Consider the following 23,928-nt stretch of genomic DNA (forward strand, 5'->3'; position numbering starts at 1 on the left):
CTTTCCGGGTTCTGGTCTATGTTACCGCGTTGCTACCCGCGGACCTGGCCTTCGCCCTGGACGATCCACTTCGTGGTGGTGAGCTCGGTCAGGCCCATGGGCCCGCGGGCATGCAGCTTCTGGGTGGAGATGCCCACCTCGGCGCCAAGGCCCAGCTCCCCGCCGTCGGTAAACCGGGTGGAAGCGTTGACGATCACGGCCGCCGAGTCCACCTCCGCGATGAAGCGTTCGGCGTTGGCGAGGCTGTTGGTGAGGATCGCTTCCGTGTGCCCGGTGGACCAGGTGCGGATGTGCTGGACGGCTTCGTCCAGGCTGTCCACCATTGCCACAGCCAGGTCCAGGTCCATGTACTCGGTTCCCCAGTCAAGGTCCGTGGCCGGCTCCGTTTCGGTCCCGGCGGGCAGAGCGGCGCTGATGCGCGCGTCCACGTGGAGGCGGACACCGGCTTGGCGCAGGGCATTGGCGACGGCGGGAAGCACCGTCGAGCCGGAGTGGACCAGGAGTGTCTCCACCGTGTTGCAGACACTGGGCCGCTGGGTTTTGGCGTTGAGCAGGATTTCCACGGCCATGTTCTCGTCAGCGGACTCATCGATGAAGATGTGGACGTTGCCCTCCCCCGTTTCGATGACGGGCACGGCGGAGTTGGTGACCACGGCCTGGATCAAGTCCCGGCCGCCGCGGGGAATCAGCACGTCAACCCTCCCGCGGGCCTTCATCAGGACGTTGGCGCCGGCACGGCCGTACTGGTCAATCGTCTGCACGGCATCGGCCGGGAGGCCAACGGATTCCAGGGCTTCGCGGAGAATCCGTACCAGCACCTGGTTGGTGGCTTCTGCCGCACTTCCGCCGCGCAGGATCACGGCATTGCCGCTCTTGAGGGCCAGGCCGGCGATGTCCACGGTGACGTTGGGCCGTGCCTCGTAGATGGCTGCCACGACGCCCATGGGCACGTTGACCTGGCGGAGGCGCAGCCCATTGGGGAGGGTCTGGCCGCGCACAACGTTGCCCACGGGGTCCGGGAGGTTTGCCAGGTTCTCAAGGGCAGCCGCCAGCCCGGCAATGCGGGTTTCGTTGAGGGTAAGCCGGTCCAGGAGGGCGGCGGAAGTGCCATTGGCCTTGCCTCGCTGCACATCCATTGCGTTGGCTGCCAGGATTGCCGGGACATTCTCCTGCAGCGCGGCACCGACGGCGCGGAGGGCACGGTCTTTCCAGGCCCTGTTGGCGGTGGCCATGCTTCGGGCTGCGTGGCGGGACCGGTCCGCGATGGCGTGGACAGCTGCTTCCACCTCGGCACTGGACTCCACATTTGCACTGGGCTGGGGCACCTCAGCCGATACCGGTTCTGCCGACGGACCCGGCTGCGCCTGCGCAGCAGTGGTTCCGGTATTTTCAGCAGTGTGGATCAGGGCTTCAGTCATGATCCAAGTTTAGGCGAGGCGGCAGCTCAGACCAGCACCAGGTCGTCAACATGAACAACTTCACGCTCGTAGCCACTGCCCATTTCCTCGCCCAGCTCCCGGGTGGAGCGTCCCAGCATGTGCGGCAGTTCCTGGGATGAGTAATTCACCAGTCCCCTGGCAACAACGGTGCCGTCGGCACCGGCCAGCTCCACCGCGTCGCCCGCTTCAAAGTCACCGTGCACTGCGGAGATGCCCGCCGGCAGCAGGGAGGTGTGGTGGTGCCGCACCGCCCGCACCGCGCCGTCGTCCAGGACCAGGCGGCCCTGCACCGAGGCAACGTGCGCCAGCCACAGGAGCCGTACCGGTTTGCGCGAGCCGTTGACGGAGAACCACGTACCCACGTCCTCCCCGTTCAGCGCTGCGGCAGCGTTGGGCGTGGAGGTCACCAGGGCATGGATTCCCGAGCCTGCGGCCATGCTGGCGGCCTCCACTTTGGTCATCATGCCTCCGGTGCCCACGCCGGCCTTGCCTGCCTTGCCGATGGACACGCCGTCGAGGTCGTGTGCGCCGGTGACCAGCGGGATGCGCTTGGCACCCTGGGCGGGCGGACCGTCATAGAGGGAGTCGACGTCGGACAGCAGCACCAGTGCATCGGCGCGGACCAGGTGCGCCACCAGGGCGGCCAGCCGGTCGTTGTCGCCGAAGCGGATCTCGTGGGTGGCCACGGTGTCATTTTCATTGACCACGGGGACCACCCCGAGACTCAACAACCGGTCCATGGCGCGAAGCGCGTTGGTGTGCTGGCTGCGCCGCATCAGGTCCTCCGCCGTGAGCAGGACCTGGCTGACGGTGACGCCGTGCGCACCAAAGGCGTGGGTGTACCGCGCCATCAGCAGCCCCTGGCCCACGCTGGCAGCCGCCTGCTGGGTGGCCAGGTCGCGGGGACGCTTGGCCAACCCCAGCGGAGCCAGTCCGGCCGCGATGGCGCCGGAGGACACCAGGATGATCTCGGCACCGGCGTTGTGCTTTGCCGCCAGCGCGTCGGCCAGGGCCGTCAGCGATTCCTCCGAGATGCCGCCCTTGATGCTTGTCAGCGAGGAGGACCCCACCTTCACCACGATCCGGCGGGCACCGGCCAGCGCACTTCTGTCCGCGGCGCGCCCAGCCGGTACCGTGGCCACGCCCCTAGAGGTCATCGTCCGCTTCCAGTCCGCTGTCCTTAACGGGCTGGGCGGCACGGCGTCCGCTGACGGATTCGGTCCAGATCCCGGCTTTCCGCTCCGCCTCAAGCTCGGCGCGGGCGGCAGCCTTGGCATCCCGGCGCTCCTGCTGCTCTTCGCGCTTCTGGCTGCGGGTGGGGCGGTCACCAATATCGGCGAACCGGACGTCGGTGCCACGCGGCGAGGCCAGGAGCTCAGCGCCTGCCATCATGGTGGGCTCCCAGTCGAAGACGACGCCGTCATCCTCACCGATGACCACCGTGTCACCCGGCTTGGCGCCCTGCTTGAACAGTTCGGTTTCGACGCCGAGCCGGGCCAGCCGGTCCGCCAGGTAGCCGATGGCTTCCTCGTTGGTGAAGTCGGTCTGCTTGACCCAGCGCTCGGGCTTTTCGCCCAGGACGCGGAACAGCGGCTCCAGGTTCTTTTCCTCGCGGCGGATCTTGAACCCGGCTTCGTTGACGGCGCGCGGCCGCAGAACGGCGGGCTGCACCTTGGGCGGGGCGGCGGCCACGGCGTCGCGGGCGGCCTTGACGATCTCGGCCATGGCGAAGCCGAGCTGGCGCAGCCCCTCGTGGCTGGTGGCGGACACCTCGAAGACCCGGTAGCCGCGCGATTCAAGCTCCGGGCGCACGAATTCAGCCATGTCCTTGCCGTCGGGCAGGTCCACCTTGTTCAGTGCAACCAGCCGCGGGCGGTGGTTCAGGGGAACCACTTCGCCGTCCTGGCCTGCGTAGCTCATGTCGACCGCGTACTTCTCCAGCTCACCCTCGATGATGGCGAGGTCCGCGAGCGGGTCCCGGTCCGATTCCAGCGTGCCGCAGTCAAGCACATGGACCAGGGCCGCGCAGCGCTCAACGTGGCGCAGGAAGTGGTGCCCCAGGCCGCGTCCCTCGCTGGCGCCCTCGATGAGGCCGGGGACATCGGCGATGGTGAACCGCACCTCGCCTGCCTGGACGACCCCCAGGTTGGGAACCAAGGTGGTGAAGGGGTAGTCGGCGATCTTGGGTCGGGCAGCCGACATGGCCGCGATAAGGCTGGACTTGCCGGCGGACGGGAAGCCCACCAGGGCGATGTCGGCGATGGACTTCAGTTCCAGGACGATGTCACGGGAGTCGCCCTCGATGCCCAGCAGAGCAAAGCCGGGTGCCCGGCGCTTCTGTGAGGAGAGGGCGGCGTTGCCGAGCCCGCCAATGCCGCCGGCGGCTGCGATGAACTCGGTGCCCTCGCCTACGAGGTCAGCCAGGACTTCGCCGTCCTTGGTCTTGACCACGGTGCCGTCCGGCACGGGCAGGATCAAGGTCTCGCCGTTCTTGCCGCCGCGCCAGTCACCCATGCCGGGCCCGCCGTTGCTGGCGTGCCGGTGCGGTGCGTGGTGGTAGTCAAGGAGCGTGGTGGTCTGGTGGTCAACGCGAAGGATCACGTCGCCGCCATTGCCACCGTTGCCGCCGTCGGGCCCTCCCAGCGGCTTGAATTTCTCTCGGTGGACGGAGACGCAACCGTGGCCGCCGGTTCCGCCGGATACATGCAGTACTACCCGGTCTACAAAGCTGGCCACGTGGTTCTCCTCAAGTGCTGTTTATGTAGCGCCCGGGGACGCCACATCGATTGTAATGCTGTTAAAAGAACAGTGGAGCGGACCCTCAGGCCCGCTCCACCGCTTCAGAACTGGTTGTTACTCTGCAGCTGCAGCAGCAACGATATTGACCACGCGACGACCGCGGCGGGTGCCGAATTCAACGGCGCCCGGGGTCAGTGCGAACAGGGTGTCGTCCCCGCCACGGCCAACGCCGGCGCCCGGGTGGAAGTGGGTGCCGCGCTGGCGGACGATGATCTCGCCTGCGGAAACTACCTGGCCGCCGAAGCGCTTGACGCCGAGGTACTGAGCGTTGGAATCGCGGCCGTTGCGAGTGGAGCTCGCGCCCTTTTTATGTGCCATTTGAAATGCCTGCCTCTAAATTCTGGGGAATCTGTTGAAATACCTGAACAGTAACCGGTGTTACTTGATGCCGGTGATCTTGACCTTGGTCAATTCCTGGCGGTGACCCTGGCGCTTCTTGTAGCCGGTCTTGTTCTTGAACTTCTGGATGACAATCTTAGGACCACGCAGGTCCTGGAGGATTTCAGCCGTAACAGTTACCTTGGCCAGGTCGGCGGCGGCGGAGGTGACCTTGTCACCATCAACCAGGAGCAGTGCGGGCAGCTCAATGGTGCTGCCGGCTCCACCGGCGACGCGGTTCAGGGTAACGAAGTCTCCAACGGAAACCTTCTCTTGGCGGCCGCCTGCGCGGACAATCGCGTACACCACTTGGGAACTCACTTCTCTCGACGTTTATAACTAAATTTGCGTGCGGAACCGACTATCAAAAGCCTGGTTTCTCGCTGTGCCTCAACGCCGTGGGGTCATAACCCAAGTGTTGGCGTAAGCACCGAAGATCTAGATTACGCTAATTTTGTCTTCGGCCGCAAATGAGGCTGGTTCCCGGCGGCTTGCTGTGATAGCTACCACAGCTCAGGTCCGGCGTCCGCACCGTGCCCCACCATATTACCGGCACACCCGCCGGCACTGAATCAGGCGTGCAGCCTCGGCGCGTCGAAGAATTCCACTTCCAGCCGGCAGGACTGCTTGAATGCGGTCACCATCGCCGCCCTTTCATGGTCGGAGGCCTTGCGCCCTGCCGCGTCCACGATGGCAATGGCCCGGCGGGTGGCTTCGGCAAAGCCCTCGTCGGCGTACGTGCGGAGCCAGTCCGCGTAGGCATGCCCGTCGGGTTCGCCGGCGTCAAGGAACCGTGCATGGAGCTTCTTCCCAACCTCGGCATAGAGCCAGAAGCAGGGCAGGACAGCGGCGGCCAGCACTGCATAGCTGCCCGACGCCGACGCGGCAGTGAGGTGGTCCACGTAGGACTTGGTGACCGGGCCCAGTCCGTTCCGGACCGGACGCGTGCTGAGCCACGAGCGGTGGAGCTCCGATTCCACCTCCAGGCACTGCTGCGCGGACCCCGCCCAGAACAGCTGCTCCGCCTCGGAGGGGGCCAGGGCACTTGCCCGGGCCAGCACGCGGGAGTAACCATTCAGGTATAGGGCATCCTGGGCCAGGTAATAGGCAAAGTCTTTCTCGGCAAGGTCGCCGGATGCCAGGCGGCGGATGAAGTCCAGATCGTAGATGTCCGCGAGGTCCTGTTGGGCTTCCGCCCACAGCCGGGCTGCGAAACCGCCTTCCGCCAGGAGCGGCCGCACATGGTGGAAATGGTGTACCGGGCCGTTCCCCTGACCCACGTTCAGCATGTCCGAGTTCTCGAGGGCGCCGGCCAGCCATGGCTTGACCGTCCGCAGCGATGCCTCCCAGTCCCCCAGGCGGGCCTGGACCGTTGCCATCGCGGAGGATAAGGAACAGCCGGTTCCGTGGCTGTTGCGCGTGGAAACCCGCTTCCCCTGCACTTCCACCACCTCCTGTCCCAGGAGGCCTGACGTGTTGACCAGCGCGTCCGGGCAGTCTGCACCTGCCAGATGGCCGCCCTTGACCAGCACGGTGGCCCCGGTGGCGTCCGTCAGGCGCCTGCCCTGGTCCAGCGCAGCGTCCCAGTTCTCCGCAAGGTCCCCGCCCACCAGCATGGCAAGCTCCGGGAGGTTGGGCGTGATGAGGTGGGCAAGGGGCAGCAGTTCCCGGAGGGCCGCCTCCGCGGATTCCTTCAGGAGCCGGTCACCGCTGGTGGCCACCATCACGGGATCCAGGACCACGACGGCGGGCCGGACCTTCCCCAGCCATTGCCGGACAGTGCGGATCACCGCCTCGTCGCCCAGCATGCCGATCTTGACCGCGTCGATGGTGATGTCGTCGCTGACCGCATCCAGCTGCTGGGCCAGGAAGGCGGCCGGAGGAACGTGGACGGCCTGCACGCCGCGGGTGTTCTGTGCCGTCAGGGCAGTGATGGCAGCCATGCCGTATCCGCCGTGCGCAGCAATGCTTTTGAGGTCCGCCTGGATGCCGGCGCCCCCGGACGGATCGGAGCCCGCAATGGAGAGGACCCGTGGGACCTCCCGGCCTGCCGGCAGCGGGACAGGAACGTCGGAGGCGGCAGGCAGGGGCATGGAAAGGGTCGAAGACAAGAGACATCCCTTCGCCGGTACTAGCCGGACAGGTTCAACGGGTCTGGATCTCAGCCGGCCTTCTGCGCGGCACCCCGTGTCGGTTTCCAGCCTAGCCCGTGGGATGCACCCGGCGGAAAGGTGACAGCACCTGCAGACGCAGGAAGTCCCCGCCTTGCGGACTGTTTCCCCTGAAATTCAGGGGGAACAGTCCATATGGCGGGGACTTCCTTGCTGGCGCGTTGGTCACGCCTTGGCCTAGAGCTCCGAGGCAGGCACGCCGACGCCGAGGATGATGGGTTCCCCGGCCCCCTTGCCGGCTTCGGCCACCGGCTGCGGCTTCGCGGGCTCTGGGGCCTTGGCGGCGTGCGTGTGGCCCGCGGCGGACGCCTGGACGTTCTCATGCTGCTGGACGGCGGTCTCGTTGGCGGCGCCCTGGGCGCGGCTGGCGGCACGGTGGCGCCGCGGCCTGCGCTGCCGTGACTGCTCCAGCGTGTGGTCGGAATAGTCCTTTTCGGCTGGCGCTTCACGGGCGGTGCGGGTTTCCGCTTCCCCGGCGTCGGGCTGCCGTTCCGGCGCCACCTGTTCCGGTACCTTCACGGCATCTGCGGTTTTGGCGGGCGCGTTCTCCACGGGGGAAGCCGGCTGCCCCAGGTGGGCGAACGCCTCCGCAAGCCGGTCCAGGGTCAGGGCGGGCTTGGGCTGCTGCTCCTCGGCGTGCTCCACGAACGGAAGCGGAACTTCCTCGCCGCCAAACGTCAGGACAGCTGCCGGACGCGCCGGGGACTCGGCGTCGTGCTTCTCCTCCACCGGTGCCGGCGCAGGCTCCACGGAAGGCACCTGCCGGGCGGCCGCCACCTCATCGTCATGCACGTGGGCTGCGTGGGCGGCAGCGGCGATGTTCGCCAGGGCAAGCCTGGTTGCCTCTGCCTTGGCGTGCCGCTCTGCGTCGGACGGGTCCGGCTGGACGGTGTGGACATGGACGGCAGGTGCGGGAGCCGCTTCGGGCTGCTGCCCGCCGCGTCCACGCCGCCGCTTGCGCTCCGAACGGACGCCAGGCTGGGTATTGTCGTTCCGCTGGCCTTCCGGACGGTGGGTTTCCGCGCGGGCTTCGGGCCGGTTGTCGGTGCGCTGGACATGGTGCTCGGCCGCGACAATGTTGGCGCGGCGGTGCTCCACGGGATCGTCGTGGGTCACAACGCCACGGCCGGCGCAGGCCTCGCATTGCTCGCCGAATACTTCCAGAAGTCCGGTGCCCATGCGTTTGCGGGTCATCTGGACCAGGCCGAGTGAGGTCACCTCGGCAACCTGGTGCTTGGTCCGGTCACGGCCCAGGCACTCCACCAGGCGGCGCAGGACCAGGTCGCGGTTGGATTCGAGCACCATGTCGATGAAGTCGATCACGATGATGCCGCCGATGTCGCGCAGCCGCAGCTGGCGCACTACTTCCTCGGCGGCTTCCAGGTTGTTCTTGGTGACGGTCTCTTCAAGGTTGCCGCCGCTGCCGGTGAACTTGCCCGTGTTGACGTCCACCACGGTCATGGCCTCGGTACGGTCGATCACCAGGGAACCGCCGGAGGGCAGGAAGACCTTCCGCTCAAGGGCCTTGTGGATCTGCTCGTCGATCCGCCAGGCGGAGAAAATGTCCTGGTCCTTGGTCCACTTCTCAAGGCGGCCCACCAGGTCCGGCGCCACGTAGGTCACGTAGGCCTCGATGGTGTCCCAGGCTTCCTCACCCGAAACGATGAGCTTGGAGAAGTCCTCGTTGAAGACGTCGCGGACCACTTTGATGGTCAGGTCGGGTTCGCCATAGAGCAGCTCGGGAGCCAGGATCTTGGTGGACGTAGACTGGCTTTCGATGCCCTCCCACTGCGCGCGCAGCCGGTTGATATCGTGCGTCAGCTCTTCCTCGGAAGCGCCCTCGGCGGCGGTTCGGACAATGACGCCGGCGTGCTCGGGCAGGCGGTCCTTGAGGATGCGCTTGAGGCGGTTGCGTTCGACGTCGGGCAGCTTGCGGGAAATGCCGGTCATGGAGCCGCCGGGGACGTACACCAGGTAGCGGCCGGGCAGCGAAATCTGGCTGGTGAGGCGCGCACCCTTGTGGCCCACGGGGTCCTTGGTCACCTGGACCAGGACGGTGTCCCCGGACTTCAGCGCGTTTTCTATGCGGCGCTGCTTGCCCTCGAGGTTGACGGCTTCCCAGTTGACCTCGCCGGCGTACAGGACGGCGTTGCGGCCGCGTCCGATGTCCACGAACGCCGCTTCCATGGACGGCAGCACGTTCTGGACCTTGCCCAGGTACACGTTGCCGATCAGCGAGTCCTGCTGGGTCTTGGAGACGAAGTGCTCGGCCAGGACACCATCTTCCAGGACGGCTATCTGGATTCTGTCGTCGCGCTGGCGGACGATCATTTGCCGGTCAACGGACTCGCGGCGCGCCAGGAACTCGGCCTCGGTGATGACGGTGCGGCGGCGGCCCGTGTCACGGGATTCGCGGCGGCGCTGCTTCTTGGCCTCGAGGCGGGTGGACCCCTTCACGCTGGTCACCCTGTTGCTCACGGGCGCTTCACTGACGGCGCGCGGCGCACGGACACGGGTCACCGTGTTGGGCGGATCGTCATCCCCGCCACCAGTGAGCTCAAGGTCCTGGTCTCCGCGGCGGCGGCGACGGCGGCGGCGGGAGGTCACGCCGTCCTCCAGCTGCCCGACGGTGTCCTCGTCGGCTTCGTCTTCGTCGTCAGCCTCGGCGCTGCCGCCCTGGTTGTCCTCGTCGGACCTGTCATCGACGCGGCTGCGGCCCCTGCGGCCACGGCTGCGGCGCCGGCGGCGGCTGGAGGAATCATCGGCGTCGTCGGTTTCTTCCTCGTCAGGCTCCTCGACGGCGGGGGCTGCGGGACGGACCACGGTGCTGAGGTCCGGTGCCTGGAAGATTACGGATGTGGGCGATGCAGGTTCCAGGAAAAGGGAACCAAAGGCACTGGCGGCCGGGGCGGACCCCCCGTCCTTCACCTCAGGGGAATCCTGGGCCGGCTTCTGGGCTGGCGCGGCTTCCGTGACCGGCTCCTGCATGGACGCAGGTTCCTGGGCCGCGGCGGCTTGGGCTGCTGCCACCGGCTCCTGCACCTGCTCCTCGTTCTGCACCGCCACCTGGTCCGCGGCTTCCGGCACCACTGATTCCGGCGCCACTGACTCCGGCGCCACGTCAGCCGCGGCTGCGGAGTCCGCTGCGGGTGCGGCGGCCGGGGACGCAGCCTTGCGGGTGGCTACTCGACGGCGGCGGACCGGCTTGGTTTCGGCGCCGGCCGTGGCGTCCGGAGCAGCATGGGCCGCGGGGCTTTCCTCAGCCGCGGCCGACGCGGTGGCAGGGGCGTCGACGGCAGCGACGGCGCCTGCGGCAGCCGCCTCGGCTTCACCGGCGAAGGCGGGCAAGGGTTCGGCGGCGGCCGCCGCTTTCCGGGACCGGGTGCGCCGGACTGGGGTCTTGGGCGCCGCCGCGGTTTCTTCAGCCGGCGCGTCCGCATTGGGGGTGGCTGAAGCTTCCGGCGCCGCAGTCACGGAAGCCGCCAGGGCGTCCTCCGTCCTGGGAGCCGCTTTGCGGCGGGTGCGGGGAGCCCTCTTGGGTGCAGCAGCCTCAGCAGCCGCTGCTTCGTCGTTAACGGCCAGTTCCTGATCATTGTCCATATGTGGCAACACTCCTGCCCCTGACGTACCGCCACATCCGGCACCCATTGGGGCACATATTTGTCAAAACCCGCAGGCGTTGACAGAAGTCAAGTGGATACTCCCAGGTTCGCACCGTCATTGGGGTGCGGCAGCCCGTGGGAGCCGGTGGATGTTCTGAAAACCCGTTGTTCTGCGTGCTACAACCAGGTGCCGCCCAATGGAGTCGCGGGAGTGCCGGAAGAATCCAAAGCCTGCCCTGCTCATCATTGGCGGTCTTGGGAACATACCACCGGACCGGAGTCCGAATGTGGATCGGCTTCCAGCCACGTTCATTCTCTCATACCCGCGCTGGATCGCCGCGGAAGCGGGCGTTGCTGTTCCTATTGCTGTGTGTTGGCGTCAGCCACCGGCGTTACAATCAGGCACAGGAGCACCGGACGAAAAGGACGCAACACCCATGCCCAGCATCTCCCCCGTCAGCGCCCATGAACAGCAGCGGGCCGCCGATCCGCAGACCACTGCGGCCGGAAGCGTTCCGCGCATGGCCCGGAACCGCCCCTTCGGCTGGCTGCTGGTCATCACCGGAATCATCGGCTGGCTTGCCTCCGGAACCCTGGTCCTGGAAAAACTCGAAGTGCTCAAGGACCCTAACCACACCACAGTGTGCGATGTGAATCCCTGGATCTCCTGCGGACAGGTAATGCAGACCTGGCAAAGCTCGCTGTTCGGTTTCCCCAACATGTTTATCGGGATCGTGGCCTTCGCCATCACCATCACAGTGGGCATGGCCCTCCTTTCCGGAGCAACCTTCGCCCGCTGGTACTGGCTGGGACTGCAGGTTGGCGTCACGCTCGGTTTCGCCTTCGTCGTTTGGCTGTGGTCCCAGGCCCTGTACGCCATCCACATCCTGTGCCCGTTCTGCATGATCGTCTGGGCGGCAATGATCCCGCTCTTTGTGTGGACCACGATCCGGAACATCACATCCGGAATCATCCCCATGCCTGCAGGCGCGGCCCGCGTCCTGGGGGACTCCGGCTGGATCATCACGGCGCTGCTGTACGTGGCCGTCATCGCCACCATCTTCTTCGCGTTCATCCAGGTCTTCGCAGGAACCTCGGGGTTCTAGGCCAGTCCCCGATCCCTTTCGCACTCCCCCGCAGGATGACGGATAAGGTCAATGTTCACGAAGAACATTGGCCTTATCTGTCAGTTCGCGCAGCAGCGCGGGGCTGGACGTGGTTACTGGAACCAGATTTTGATCTCGCGGTCCGCCGACTCAGTCGAGTCGGAGCCGTGCACCAGGTTCTGCTGCACCTTCAGGCCCCAGTCCCGGCCGAAGTCGCCGCGGATGGTGCCCGGGGCCGCCGTCGTGGGGTCCGTGGTGCCTGCCAGGGAGCGGAAGCCTTCGATGACGCGGTGGCCTTCGAAGATGGCCGCCACCAAGGGTCCGCTGAGCATGAATTCCACCAGGGGCTCGTAGAACGGCTTGCCCACGTGCTCCTCGTAGTGCTGCTCCAGCAGCTCACGGGTGGCGTCGACCTTCTTCAGCTCAACAAGGCTGTAGCCCTTGGCTTCAATCCGGGCCAGGATGGCCCCGGTCAGGTTACGGGCGACGCCGTCGGGCTTGATCAGGACGAGGGTGCGCTCTGTAGTCACAACTGCTCCAATGCGTTGGTGGGGTTTCGGGATAAGTCTACGGGGACTGGCCTATGGGGTTTGGGGCTGGGCGGGACCGGCGGACTGGTCCGGGTGGGCGGCTTCCCATTCCGCCTGTTCGCGTGCCCGCTGGGCGGCTTCGCGGTCCAGCCGGATGCCGGTGCGGATCCCGTACCACCAGGCCACCGCAAACAGCGCTCCCACCAGGAACATGGCGGGCTCAAAGATGCCCGTCAGGATCAGGACCAGTTGCAGGATCCATCCCAGGCCGATCCCCCATGGCTTGTTGAGGACCGCACAGGCGAAGATCATGACCACGCTGAGGGCAATACCCACGCCCAGGATCAGGGCCGGCGGGAACTCTCCGCGGCGCAGGCCAAACACCACCAGGGTGGCAAAGAACATGACGAACGCTTCCAGGAGCAGCACGGTGGAGGCGAACATGACCTTGGTGGAACGGCGCTTCTTCGGCATTCCGGGACGCCATTCGCGCTGGGCTTTTGTCAGTCTGGCCATGCTCACGCCTCCGTTTTTCCGAGCAGGATCCGCGCTTCGGCCACCAGGGTGATCGAGCCGGTAACCAGCACCCCGCCGGAGAGGTCGTCATTGGCTTCCGCCCGCTCCACGGCCCATTCCAGTGCGTCGTCCAGTTTCTCGGCGATGTGGACGTTGTCCTCACCGAACCCCAGGTCGATGGCGAGTTCAGCCAGTTCGGCGGCCGGCACGGCACGGGGAGAATTGGACTGGGTGAAGCAGTACTCCACTGCCATATCCCCCAGCGACTCCCTGAGGCCGCGGAGGATCTCTTCTGCATCCTTTTCCTTGAGCACGCCCACCACGGGAACCAGCCGGGTGAAGGTGAATGCTTCCTGCAGGGCGGCAGCGGAGGCCTTGATGCCGTCGGGGTTGTGGGCGGCGTCCACGATGATGGTGGGCGCGGTACGCACCACCTCGAGGCGGCCCGGCGACGTCACTGCGGCGAAGCCTTCCTGCAGGACTTCGAAGTCGAGTTCCTTTTCGCCGCCGAAGAATGCTTCAAGGGCTGCAACCGCCACGGCGGCATTTTGGGCCTGGTGGGCGCCGTGCAGAGGTACCAGCAGGTCCGGGTAGCGGCCGGCGATGCCCTGGATGGTGACCATCTGGCCGCCGACGGCCACCGCCCGTGACTCGACGCCAAACTCCACGCCCTCGAAGCGGAACGGCACGCCCACTTCCTTGGCCTTCTCCAGCAGTACCTGGGCCGCGTCAAGGGGCTGTGCTGCGCTGATGAGGTAGCCGCCGGGCTTGATGATGCCGGCTTTTTCGTAGGCGATGTCTTCGGTGGTGTCGCCCAGCAGGTCCGTGTGGTCCAGCGAAATCGGCGTCACCACCGAAACCTGGCCGTCGCCCACGTTGGTGGCGTCCGTGATACCGCCCAGGCCCACCTCGATGATGGCGACATTGACGGGCTGGTCGGCGAAGATGGCGAAGCCCAGGATGGTGAGGCACTCGAAGTAGGTCAGCCGCGGCTGGCCCCCGGCTTCAAGTTCGGAGTCAACGATCTGCAGGTAGGGCCGGATTTCGTCCCAGATCCTGACGAACGTCTCGTCGGAGACCGGGTGGCCGTCGATGCTGATCCGCTCGGTGACCTTGGACAGGTGCGGGCTGGTGTAGCGGCCGGTGCTCAGGCCATGGGCGCGGAGCACGGATTCGATCATCCGCGAGGTGGAGGTCTTGCCGTTGGTTCCGGTCACGTGGATAATCGGGAACGCCTTGTTGGGCTCACCGAGCACGTCCATGGCGCGGAACAGCGGCGCCAGGCGGGGCTCCATCTTGTTTTCAGGCGCCCGTCCCAGCAGTTCGGCGTAGACGCTTTCCACTGAAAATTCGTCGGTCATGTCCTAGGCCTCCACTTTTTCAACCGCGACGGCGGGTTCGGCCACGTCGGCCGGTTCAGCGGTCAGGTCCACCGTCAGCGTCTCACCCTTGACCAGTTCAGCGTTGGCCAGCAGGGCGTCCACCACGTTCGGCGCGGCGGTGACGGTGGTCCGGATCCGGTCGCTCACGTTGAGTCCGGCGTCCTTCCGGGCCTGCTGGATGGCGCGGACCATGTCGCGTGCAAGGCCCTCGGCCTCAAGCTCAGGGGTGACTTCCGTGTTCAGGACCACGAACCCGCCTCCGGGCAGGACGGCAACAGCAGCCGAACCGCCCTCGGACTCTGCCACCACTGTCTCCAAGGTGTACTCCTGGGGCTCCAGCTGGAGTCCCCCCGCGGTGACCACACCGTCGTCGTCCACTGACCAGTCGCCGGACTTGGAACCCTTGATGGCAACCTGGACGTTCTTGCCCAGCCGCGGACCGGCGGCGCGGGCGTTGACCACCAGCTTCTGCTGGATGCCGAACTCCTCCGGGGCAGCGGTGGCTGCGTCCAGCAGGCGAACGGAACGGAGGTTGAGTTCATCGGCGACGACGGCGGCAAAGCCTTCCAGCGCGTCCGCGCCAGGTGCCACGACGGTGAGTTCCTGCAGCGGCAGGCGGACCCGCAGGTTGGCTGCCTTGCGGAGGGAGGAACCGGTGGAGCAGATCTGCTGCACCCGGTCCATGGCTTCAACCAGGGACGGATTTGCGGGGAAGAGGTCCGCGTCCGGCCAGTCGGCAAGGTGCACCGACCGGCCGCCGGTCAGGCCCCGCCAGATTTCCTCGGAGACCAGCGGCAGCAGCGACGCCGCGGCCCGGGTGATGGTCTCCAGTGCGGTGAAGAGCGCGTCGAAGGCGTCCTGGTCCTCGTCGAAGAACCGCTGCCGGCTGCGGCGGACATACCAGTTGGTAAGCATGTCCAGGTAGCTGCGCAGCGAGTCGCAGGCGCCGGAGATGTCATAGGTGTCCAGCTGCGCGGCCATGGTGCGGGCCAGATCGCCCGTGTTGGCCAGCAGGTACTGGTCCAGGGTGTCCCGGTAGCCCTCGTAGCGGAGTTTGGCATCGTAACCGGCGCCACCGTTCGCTGCGTTGGTGTACAGCGTGAAGAAGCTGTACACGTTCCACAGGGGCAGGATCACCTGGCGGACGCCGTCGCGGATGCCCTGCTCGGTGACAATCAGGTTGCCGCCGCGCAGGATGGGGCTGGACATCAGGAACCAGCGCATGGCGTCGGAGCCGTCGCGGTCCAGGACCTCGGAGACGTCCGGGTAGTTGCGCAGGCTCTTTGACATCTTCTGCCCGTCGGAGCCCAGCACGATGCCATGGCTGATGACGTTCCTGAACGCGGGCCGGTCGAACAGTGCCGTGGACAGGATGTGCAGCATGTAGAACCAGCCACGGGTCTGGCCGATGTATTCCACGATGAAGTCCGCCGGGTTGTGCGTGTTGAACCAGGCTTCGTTTTCGAACGGGTAGTGCACCTGGCCGTAGGGCATGGAGCCGGAGTCGAACCAGACGTCCAGGACGTCCTCAACGCGGCGCATCACGGACTGGCCCTCTTCGGGCGTGCGGGGGTCATCCGGGTTGGGGCGGGTCAGCTCATCGATGAACGGGCGGTGCAGGTCCACCTGCCCGTCCTTGTTCAGCGGGAGCCGGCCGAAGTCCGCCTCGATCTCGGCCAGGGAGCCGTAGACGTCCGTGCGCGGGTACTCGGGATCCGTTGACTGCCACACCGGGATGGGGCTGCCCCAGAAGCGGTTGCGGCTGATGGACCAGTCGCGGGCATTCTCCAGCCACTTGCCGAACTGGCCGTCCTTGACATTGCCGGGGATCCAGTTGATCTCCTGGTTCAGTTCGGACATCCGGTCCTTGAACTTGGTGACCTCCACGTACCAGGAAGACACCGCGCGGTAGATCAGGGGGTTGCGGCAGCGCCAGCAGTGGGGGTAGCTGTGCTCGTAGCTGGCCTGGCGGACCAGCCGGCCCTGGGCCCGCAGCACCTGGGTGATGGGCTTGTTGGCCTCGAAGACCTGCAGCCCAACGATGTCGTGGAGGTCGCCGTGCTTGAACAGCGGCAGGAACTTCGCGCCCTCGTCGACGGAGAGGACCACGGGGATGCCTGCCTCCTCGCAGACCTTCTGGTCGTCTTCACCGTAGGCGGGCGCCTGGTGCACGATGCCGGTTCCGTCCGTGGTGGTCACATAGTCGGCCACCACGAAGCGCCAGGCGTTCTCCATGCCGTACTTCTCGTTGTCGGCAAAGTCGTCCCAGAGCCGCTGGTACTCGAGCCCCTCCAGTTCGGCGCCGGTGTGGGTGGACACGACGGCAGCTTCCGCATCCTCAAAGCTGTCATAGCCAAGGTCCTTGGCGTAGCTGCCCAGCAGGTCCGCTGCGAGCAGGAAGCTGCCCGTGACCGGGGCGTCCGAGGAGGCCGCCTTGATGCCGTTGGGACCGGCGGGCAACACGGCGTAGGTGATGGAAGGCCCGACGGCGAGCGCAGCGTTGGTGGGCAGCGTCCAGGGCGTGGTGGTCCAGGCGAGGGCCTGCACGCCGGCAAGCTGCCTGGAGAGCTCCGACTCCCCCGCGAGGATGGGGAACGTGACGGTGACGGTTTGGTCCTGGCGGTTCTTGTAGACGTCGTCATCCATGCGCAGCTCGTGGTTGGACAGCGGCGTTTCGTCCTTCCAGCAGTACGGCAGGACCCGGTAACCGTTGTACGTCAGGCCCTTGTCGTGCAGCTGTTTGAAGGCCCACAGGACCGACTCCATGTACTCGACGTTGAGCGTCTTGTAGTCGTTGTCGAAGTCCACCCAGCGGGCCTGGCGGGTGACGTAGCTGCGCCATTCGTCGGCGTACTTCATCACTGAGGCGCGGCAGGCGTCGTTGAACTTGTCGATGCCCATGGCTTCGATCTGGGTCTTGTCTGTCATCCCCAGCTGCTTCATGGCCTCAAGTTCGGCGGGCAGGCCGTGGGTGTCCCAGCCAAAGCGGCGTTCCACGCGCTTGCCGCGCTGGGTCTGGTAGCGGCCCACCAGGTCCTTGGCGTAGCCGGTGAGGAGGTGCCCGTAGTGCGGCAGGCCGTTGGCGAAGGGCGGGCCGTCGTAGAACACGAATTCGTTGCTGCCCGGCTCTCCGCCGGGGGCGTCGGCGCTGCGCTGGTCAATGCTTGCCTGGAAGGTGCCGTCCTGGTCCCAGTACTTCAGGATGCGCTCTTCAATCTCCGGAAACTTCACGGAGGCGGAAACGCCGGCGCTGCCGTTGGAAGAGGTGCTGGAGGCTGAGGCCTTGGGGTAAAACGTCATGTTCGACATCCTGGGTTGAGCGTGGTGAACCCCGGCAGTGCCGGATGTTCCGTTCAGGATGCGAGGACGGCTGCCGCACGGTCCGAAGACTGCACGCCTACCGCGGTACCACCTCACTTACCGGCGCTGCGTGTTCCCGACGGAACGGCCGCTGGCCCCGGCCTCTCATTACTGCTGTGACGGGCTTACCCGTCCGGTTCTACTGGCACAGCCACCCTGCAGGGTCACACTGCGCGTTCTTCCGGAAGCTCACCGGTGATAGCCGGGTCATAGCCAATGGCAAGTCTACTATCGCCGCGGCGTCCTGTGCCATTCCGGATCCCTCACGCCACCAATCCTCCTGAACCGGGGACATCCTGGTTCCGGTACCCCAGCCAGAAGGTGTAAAGGTGCCCGGATTAGGGAGGAAGTGGAGGGGAATGCCCGCTGTCCGCCCGGCACCAGGACTCCGATAATGGACAGATGCGAGCGGTGGACGCATCCCTGCCGGGCAAGAGGCGCGGCCAATTACGGCGTACAGGCTCGTGGGCCTGCTGGTCCGTTGCGGCCGTACTGTGGATCCCTGGAGCCGGGCTGACCGCCATGCGTCTCAGCGCCGGAGATGCCGGAACCCCATGGGTGCAGTTACTGTCATTGTTCCCCGCCAGCCTCTTCCCGTCCATGGCAGCGATGGCGGCCGCGCTGGCCGCCGTCTGCCTGGAACCCCGGACAACACGTACAGTATTGGCCGCACTGGCCACCGGAGTCCTGCTTTGCCAGTTGCTTCTGGTGGCACCCCGTGTGGTTCCGGTTTCCGGAGCAGCGCGCGCAGCCTTGGAAGCCCCCGTCGCCGCCTTTGCGGCCGGCAGCCCAGGCCGTGCGCAGCGGCTTACCGTGATGGCGCTTAACGTGGGGTCCACGGGAGTCGATGCGGCCGCGCTGCTGGGCCAGGCACGGGCGTGGAACGTTGATATCCTGGCGCTGCCCGAGCTGGCGCCTGCAGGGGTGGAAAACCTTGATGCTGCAGGAGTCGGCGCGGTCCTTCCCTATCGGGTCCTCGATGTCGACGCGGCCGGCACCGGCAACGCCATCTTTTCCCGCTATCCCCTCCAGCCGATGGCCCGCGTCCCCGGCAGCTCCTTTTACCAGACCCGCGCCGTTGCGGCCCTCCCTGGTGCCAACGGACGCATCCAGCTGACATCTGTCCACATCGATTCCCCCCGCCCTGGACACACAGTGGCCTGGCGCACCGAACTCGACCAGCTTTCAGGCCTGCACCGGGCGCTGCCCACCGACACGCACTCTGTCCTGCTGGGCGACTTCAATTCCGGCCACGACCACGCCGGGTTCCGGAACCTCCTGGCCGCCGGCCTGGTTGACGCCGCGCAGACCGCCGGAATGGGCCTGGCACCCACGTGGCCGGCGAATGCTGCGGTGCCCGCCTTTACCGCCATTGACCACATCCTTGTCAGCCCCGGTGTCACCGTGCTGGGCTTCAGCACGGTGGGATTCCCCGGGACAGACCACGCCGCCGTCGTCGCCACCCTGAGCGCCCGGCCCTGACTTTCCCGCCTGCACTGCATTGCCGGGCTGACGCATGCGGGACGCATTGCCTAGACTCGCCTCATGACAGCTTCCGGACGCCCCGGTGGGCGGAGGCGCGCGGCCGCCGTGTGCAGATGGCTGTTCATTCCTGTTGCCCTGCCGGTGGCGGCCGTGTCGGCCGTTCGGGCTGTACCTGCGGACTGGCCCGTATTTGCGGTCCAGCTGGTGGCGTTCACGCCCTGGCTCGCGGTGCCTGCCGCGGCAGCACTGATCCTGGCTTTCCTGGGACGCAGCCGGTGGCAGCAGGTCCTGGCCGCGTCCCTGGTGGGGTGCCAGGCGTTCTGGCTCTTCCCGCTGGATGTCCGCGAGCCTGCCGCCGAGGCTGCCGGCAGGCCGGTGTCCCTGGTGGCCATGAGCATCAATGCGGAATTGGGCGGCGCGGACGCCGGGAGCATCGTGGACCTGGTCCGTGAACGGCACGTGGACCTGCTGGCGGTGGAGGAGTACACACCACAGCTGTCACGGACGCTGGAGGCGGCGGGGCTGGACGGACTGCTCCCCCACCGGGTTGCCCATGCCAGGGACGGCGCCGGCGGCACGGCCATCTACTCCTCGTTCAGCCTGAAGGAGACCGGGGTGCTCCCCGACACGCAGTTCACCATGCCGGTGGCCCGCCTTGACCTCGGAGACGGCAGCGGTGCCGCCCTTCGCGTGGTGGCTGTGCACACATTGGCGCCGGTGGGGGACGGCCTTGAGCAATGGCGCAGCGACCTCGCCACGGTGGCCAGGGCTGACAACGGTTCCGGTCCCCTGCTGCTGGCCGGGGACTTCAACGCGACCTACGACCACCGCGAATTCCGGGCGCTGCTGGCCGGAACAGGGGGCAGCCGCCCGCTGGTGGACGTCGCGGCCTCCCAAGGCAGCAGGCTGGTGCCCACTTGGCCCATGCGCGGCTACCGCCTCCCGGGGATTGCCTTGGACCACCTGGTGACCAGCCCGGACGTCACGGGCTACGGCTACTCCGTCCACCGCATAAAGGGAACGGACCATGCTGCAGTGGTGGCCACCCTGAACATCCAGGTCCCCTGATGCTTCCTGCCCCTTCGGGCCCGGCCAGCCCAGCCTTTCCTGGCCGGCTCAGCCCTTCCGGATGAGCTTGTAGTTGGCGGCCTGCGCCACCGGCCTGATGACGATCTGGTCCAGGTTGACGTGGTGCGGGACAGTGACGGCGTAGCGGACAACATCGGCCACGTCCTCTGCGGTCAGCGGCTTTTCGACGCCCTGGTAGACCTTGCCGGCGGCCTGGGGGTCCCCAAGGCGGTTGAGGGCGAACTCCTCGGTTTGCACCAGTCCCGGCGCCACCTCAATGACGCGGAGGTTGTGCTCGGCCTCCTCAAGCCGGAGCGCGTTGGTCAGCGCGTGCTGGCCAAACTTGGCCGCGTTGTAGCCACCACCGCCCTCATACGCGTCAAGGCCCGCAGTGGACGTCAGGTTCAGGACCGTTCCCTCACCGGTTGCGCGCAGCATCGGCAGGAAGGCGCGCGTGAGCTTCATGGTGCCCAGGACGTTGACGCGGTACATCCACTCCCAGTCAGCGGTGCTTGCCTCACCCACCTTGTCGGCGCCGCGGGCGCCGCCGGCAATGTTGATCAGCGTATCGATGCCGCCCGCCTCGGTGACCTGGGCGAGAAGCCGGGACACGTCGTCGTCCTCTGCAATGTCGGCAGGAATCGCGACGGCGCCCGTCTCTGTTTCCAGGGCCGCGAGCCGTTCGGCACGGCGTGCCACCGCGTAGACCGTCCACCCGTCCGCACGCAGCGCTCGCACTGCCGCCTCCCCGATCCCGCTGCTCGCGCCGGTCACCAGTGCTGCCTTTTTCTGCAAATCCTTCGTCATGGCACCACCCTAACGGGATCAGCCGCCGGACCGTCCCCGGAGGTAATCAAGCAGGACACGCGCGTGGTTGGCTTCCCTGTTGCGGGCCGCGTAGAGGAGGGTGATCCGTGGGTTTTCACCGGCCAGTTCCAGCAGGGCCTCCACGGCTGGATTGGAATCCAGTTCAAGCCGGTAGCGTTCGGTGAAACCGGCAAACCGCTCGGTCTGGTGGTTGAACTCCTTGCGCAGCTCAGTGGAAGGTGCCACATCCTTGAGCCAAAGGTCGACGGCGGCGCTTTCCTTGGGCATCCCCCGCGGCCAGAGCCGGTCCACCAGCACCCGGCAGCCGTCGTCGTCCGCCGGCGGCTCGTAGATGCGCTTCACGCCGAACGTTGCCCGGAACTCTCCCATGGGCCGCATGCTACCCCCGCTCGCGGCCTACTTGGTGGGACGGGTTGGGTGGGATGTAAGCGGGCATGAAAGAATTGCCCAATGGCTGAAGACACGCAGGGTACAGACACGCCCACCACCGCCCCCATCAACGTTCCGGACAAGCCGGCCCTCGAAGGCCTCGAGGCCGCGCTCACCGAGCGCTGGCTGGCCGAGGGAACCTACAAGTTCAACCCCGACACCACCCGGGAGCAGGTCTACTCGATCGACACTCCCCCGCCCACCGCGTCGGGATCCCTGCATGTGGGGCACATGTTCTCCTTCACACAGACGGACGTCCAGGCCCGCTACATGCGCATGACCGGCAAGAACGTCTTCTACCCCATGGGCTGGGACGACAACGGCCTGCCCACGGAGCGCCGTGTCCAGAACTACTACGGTGTCCGCTGCGATCCCGCCATCCCGTACAACGCCGACTACCGGCCGCCCGCGCAGCCGGCCAAGAACCAGCGTGATTTCGACGTCGTGTCCCGCCAGAACTTCATCGAGCTGTGCGAGGAACTGGCCGTCGAGGACGAGAAGGTCTTCGAGAACCTGTTCCAGACCCTGGGCCTGTCCGTCGACTGGGACCTGACCTACCGCACCATTGACGACACGTCCCGTGCGGTGTCCCAGCGCGCCTTCCTGGCCAACCTGGCTGCCGGCGACGCCTATATGGCCGAAGCTCCCACCCTGTGGGACGTCACCTTCCGCACCGCGGTGGCGCAGGCTGAGCTCGAGGACCGCGAAGTCCCCGGCGCCTACTACCGCTACCCCTTCTTCACCCAAGACGGTGACAAGGTCTTCATCGAGACCACCCGCCCCGAACTGCTTGCCGCCTGTGCCGCTCTGGTGGCAAACCCCGACGACGAGCGGTACCAGCCGCTGTTCGGCAAGACCGTGAAGTCCCCGCTGTTCGACGTCGAGCTGGAGGTCAAGGCCCACCCGCTGGCAAAGGCGGACAAAGGCTCCGGCATCGCCATGGTCTGCACCTTCGGCGACCTGACCGACGTCACCTGGTGGCGCGAGCTGCAGCTGCCCACGCGCGCCATCATGGGCCGCGACGGCCGCATCATCACCGAGACCCCTGAGTGGATCACCACCGAGGCCGGTAAGGCGGCTTACGCCGCCATCGCCGGGAAGACTGCCTTCTCCGCCAAGGAAGCCGTGGTGGAACTGCTCAAGGAAGCCGACCTGCTCGATGGCGAACCCAAGAAGATCACCCACCCGGTGAACTTCTTCGAAAAGGGCGACAAGCCACTGGAAGTGGTCACGTCCCGCCAGTGGTACATCCGCAACGGCGGCCGTGACGAGGACCGCCGCGAACGCCTCATCGGCCGGGGCAAGGACATCGACTTCCACCCGTCCTTCATGCGTTCCCGCTACGAGAACTGGATCGCCGGCCTGAACGGTGACTGGCTGGTCTCCCGCCAGCGGTTCTTCGGCGTGCCCATTCCCGTCTGGTACCCGCTCGATGCACAGGGGAACCCGGACTACGACAACCCCATCCTGCCCTCCGACGAGCTGCTCCCCGTGGACCCTGCGGCGGATGCTGCGCCGGGCTTTGCCGAGGCGCAGCGCGACCAGCCCAACGGCTTCACCGGGGACGCCGACGTCCTGGATACCTGGGCCACGTCCTCGTTGACCCCGCAGATCGTGGGTGGCTGGAGCCGGGACGAGGACCTGTTCGGCAAGGTGTACCCGTTCGACCTCCGCCCGCAGGGCCACGACATCATCCGCACCTGGCTGTTCTCCTCCGTGGTCCGCGCCGACGCGCTCCAGGGCTGCGCCCCGTGGAAGCACGCGGCCATCTCCGGCTGGATCCTGGATCCTGACCGCAAGAAGATGTCCAAGTCCAAGGGCAACGTGGTGGTACCCACCGATGTCCTGAACGAGTACGGCTCGGACGCCGTCCGCTACTGGGCCGCCTCGGCGCGGCTGGGCGCGGACACCGCCTACGAGATCGCGCAGATGAAGATCGGCCGCCGCCTGGCCATCAAGCTGCTGAATGCCTCCAAGTTCGTGCTGAACCTCGGTGCCACCGAGAACTCTGTGCTCTCAGGCGATCTTTCCGTCCTAACCAACCCCTTGGACCGGGCGCTGCTGGCCCAGCTGGCCGACGTCGTGGCCCAATCCACCAAGGCGTTCGACAACTACGACTATGCCCGCGCCCTGCAGCTTACGGAATCGTTCTTCTGGCAGTTCACTGACGACTACGTGGAGCTGATCAAGGACCGCGCATACGGGGCTGCCGGCGAAGCTGAGCAGGCCTCCGTGCTTGCTGCCCTTGCCACAGCTTTGGACACTCTGCTGCGGCTCTTCGCCCCGTTCCTTCCCTTCGCCACCGAGGAAGTCTGGAGCTGGTGGCGCGCCGGGTCCGTGCACCGTGCCGAATGGCCTGCTGCGCTGGAGATCCCCGGCGGCGACACCGCCATGCTGGCAACCGTGGGTGTGGCCCTCAGCGGTGTCCGCAAGGCCAAGTCCGAGGCCAAGGTCAAGCAGCGCACCGAAGTGTTGTCCGCAACCATCACCGCCCCGGAGGCACTGACGGCGCAGCTGCAGGCGGGGCTGGCTGACTTGAAAGCAGCATCCAATGCCCGGGAAATCACGCTGGTAGTGGGCGACGGCGACCTCGCCGTGACCGACGTAGCCCTGGCTCCGAGCGACGAGCCCGCCAAGGCCTGACAACCGGCCGTGGCCGGCCCGGCTCTGTTTCCGGGCAAAGGGGAAGCCCCATCAGCGTTTTGCCGTTGGTGGGGCTTCGACTTTTCGGCCATCTGGTGACGTTCTCATGGTCTGGCAGGATCCGCTGATATTCAGGTCTTACTACACCGTCACTTGTAGCTTGCATTCAACTTTGCCGATGGCTGCGTCAAA

The 23,928-nt window shown here is 66.5% G+C and carries 17 protein-coding genes and 1 riboswitch; of the genes, 4 read left to right on the forward strand and 13 right to left on the reverse strand.

Annotated features, from left to right (window positions below):
* Positions 1-32 precede the first annotated feature (32 nt).
* The 7 genes from ACTAQI_RS07275 to ACTAQI_RS07305 all read right to left on the reverse strand — a co-directional run bounded on the left by ACTAQI_RS07275 (position 33) and on the right by ACTAQI_RS07305 (position 10,387).
* Positions 33-1,418, reverse strand: coding sequence for a glutamate-5-semialdehyde dehydrogenase (locus ACTAQI_RS07275; RefSeq protein WP_457950382.1), 1,386 nt, complete (start codon positions 1,416-1,418; stop codon positions 33-35).
* Between the two features lie 26 nt (positions 1,419-1,444).
* Positions 1,445-2,596 (reverse strand): glutamate 5-kinase, encoded by a 1,152-nt coding sequence (gene proB / locus ACTAQI_RS07280; RefSeq protein WP_457950383.1) that lies wholly within the window; start codon positions 2,594-2,596, stop codon positions 1,445-1,447.
* Positions 2,586-4,175, reverse strand: coding sequence for a GTPase ObgE (obgE, locus tag ACTAQI_RS07285; protein WP_457950384.1), 1,590 nt, complete (start codon positions 4,173-4,175; stop codon positions 2,586-2,588). Before obgE ends, proB begins: the two co-directional genes overlap by 11 nt.
* Before the next feature lie 117 nt (positions 4,176-4,292).
* Positions 4,293-4,556, reverse strand: a complete 264-nt coding sequence (gene rpmA / locus ACTAQI_RS07290) for a 50S ribosomal protein L27 (RefSeq protein ID WP_009372867.1) — start codon at positions 4,554-4,556, stop codon at positions 4,293-4,295.
* Between the two features lie 60 nt (positions 4,557-4,616).
* Positions 4,617-4,925, reverse strand: coding sequence for a 50S ribosomal protein L21 (gene rplU / locus ACTAQI_RS07295; protein WP_003803420.1), 309 nt, complete (start codon positions 4,923-4,925; stop codon positions 4,617-4,619).
* A gap of 263 nt (positions 4,926-5,188) precedes the next feature.
* A complete protein-coding gene (thiD, locus tag ACTAQI_RS07300) occupies positions 5,189-6,709 on the reverse strand; it encodes a bifunctional hydroxymethylpyrimidine kinase/phosphomethylpyrimidine kinase (protein ID WP_457951010.1) in 1,521 nt (506 codons plus the stop codon).
* A gap of 7 nt (positions 6,710-6,716) precedes the next feature.
* A riboswitch (TPP riboswitch) is annotated at positions 6,717-6,814 on the reverse strand.
* Positions 6,815-6,964: 150 nt separating this feature from the next.
* Complete coding sequence (locus ACTAQI_RS07305) at positions 6,965-10,387, reverse strand: Rne/Rng family ribonuclease (RefSeq protein ID WP_457950385.1); 3,423 nt, start codon at positions 10,385-10,387, stop codon at positions 6,965-6,967.
* A 439-nt stretch (positions 10,388-10,826) separates the two neighbouring features.
* Here ACTAQI_RS07305 and ACTAQI_RS07310 point away from each other — a divergent pair, with 439 nt between their 5' ends.
* A complete protein-coding gene (locus ACTAQI_RS07310) occupies positions 10,827-11,495 on the forward strand; it encodes a vitamin K epoxide reductase family protein (protein WP_457950386.1) in 669 nt (222 codons plus the stop codon).
* A 113-nt stretch (positions 11,496-11,608) separates the two neighbouring features.
* Here ACTAQI_RS07310 and ndk read toward each other — a convergent pair whose 3' ends face one another.
* The 4 genes from ndk to ileS are packed head-to-tail and all read right to left on the reverse strand — an operon-like array spanning position 11,609 to position 17,223.
* On the reverse strand, positions 11,609-12,025 hold the full coding sequence (gene ndk / locus ACTAQI_RS07315) for a nucleoside-diphosphate kinase (RefSeq protein WP_457950387.1): 417 nt from the start codon (positions 12,023-12,025) through the stop codon (positions 11,609-11,611).
* Between the two features lie 51 nt (positions 12,026-12,076).
* Entirely contained in the window at positions 12,077-12,541 is a 465-nt protein-coding gene (locus tag ACTAQI_RS07320; RefSeq protein ID WP_457950388.1) for a DUF4233 domain-containing protein, read from the reverse strand.
* A 2-nt stretch (positions 12,542-12,543) separates the two neighbouring features.
* Positions 12,544-13,902 (reverse strand): bifunctional folylpolyglutamate synthase/dihydrofolate synthase, encoded by a 1,359-nt coding sequence (locus tag ACTAQI_RS07325; RefSeq protein WP_457950389.1) that lies wholly within the window; start codon positions 13,900-13,902, stop codon positions 12,544-12,546.
* Between the two features lie 3 nt (positions 13,903-13,905).
* On the reverse strand, positions 13,906-17,223 hold the full coding sequence (gene ileS / locus ACTAQI_RS07330; RefSeq protein WP_457950390.1) for an isoleucine--tRNA ligase: 3,318 nt from the start codon (positions 17,221-17,223) through the stop codon (positions 13,906-13,908).
* Between the two features lie 462 nt (positions 17,224-17,685).
* Between ileS and ACTAQI_RS07335 the strand changes: the two genes are divergently transcribed.
* Both ACTAQI_RS07335 and ACTAQI_RS07340 read left to right on the forward strand, forming a co-directional pair.
* Positions 17,686-18,765 (forward strand): endonuclease/exonuclease/phosphatase family protein, encoded by a 1,080-nt coding sequence (locus ACTAQI_RS07335; protein ID WP_457950391.1) that lies wholly within the window; start codon positions 17,686-17,688, stop codon positions 18,763-18,765.
* A 63-nt stretch (positions 18,766-18,828) separates the two neighbouring features.
* On the forward strand, positions 18,829-19,836 hold the full coding sequence (locus ACTAQI_RS07340) for an endonuclease/exonuclease/phosphatase family protein (RefSeq protein WP_457950392.1): 1,008 nt from the start codon (positions 18,829-18,831) through the stop codon (positions 19,834-19,836).
* 48 nt (positions 19,837-19,884) lie between these two features.
* Here ACTAQI_RS07340 and ACTAQI_RS07345 read toward each other — a convergent pair whose 3' ends face one another.
* Together ACTAQI_RS07345 and ACTAQI_RS07350 are read right to left on the reverse strand one after the other, a co-directional pair.
* Positions 19,885-20,643 carry an SDR family oxidoreductase gene (locus tag ACTAQI_RS07345; RefSeq protein WP_457950393.1) on the reverse strand — a complete coding sequence of 253 codons (759 nt, stop codon included), beginning with the start codon at positions 20,641-20,643 and terminating at the stop codon, positions 19,885-19,887.
* Between the two features lie 18 nt (positions 20,644-20,661).
* Positions 20,662-21,033 carry a DUF488 domain-containing protein gene (locus ACTAQI_RS07350; protein WP_457950394.1) on the reverse strand — a complete coding sequence of 124 codons (372 nt, stop codon included), beginning with the start codon at positions 21,031-21,033 and terminating at the stop codon, positions 20,662-20,664.
* 81 nt (positions 21,034-21,114) lie between these two features.
* Here ACTAQI_RS07350 and valS point away from each other — a divergent pair, with 81 nt between their 5' ends.
* Complete coding sequence (valS, locus tag ACTAQI_RS07355) at positions 21,115-23,736, forward strand: valine--tRNA ligase (protein ID WP_457950395.1); 2,622 nt, start codon at positions 21,115-21,117, stop codon at positions 23,734-23,736.
* Positions 23,737-23,928 lie beyond the last annotated feature (192 nt).

Source organism: Pseudarthrobacter sp. alpha12b (genome assembly GCF_054130495.1).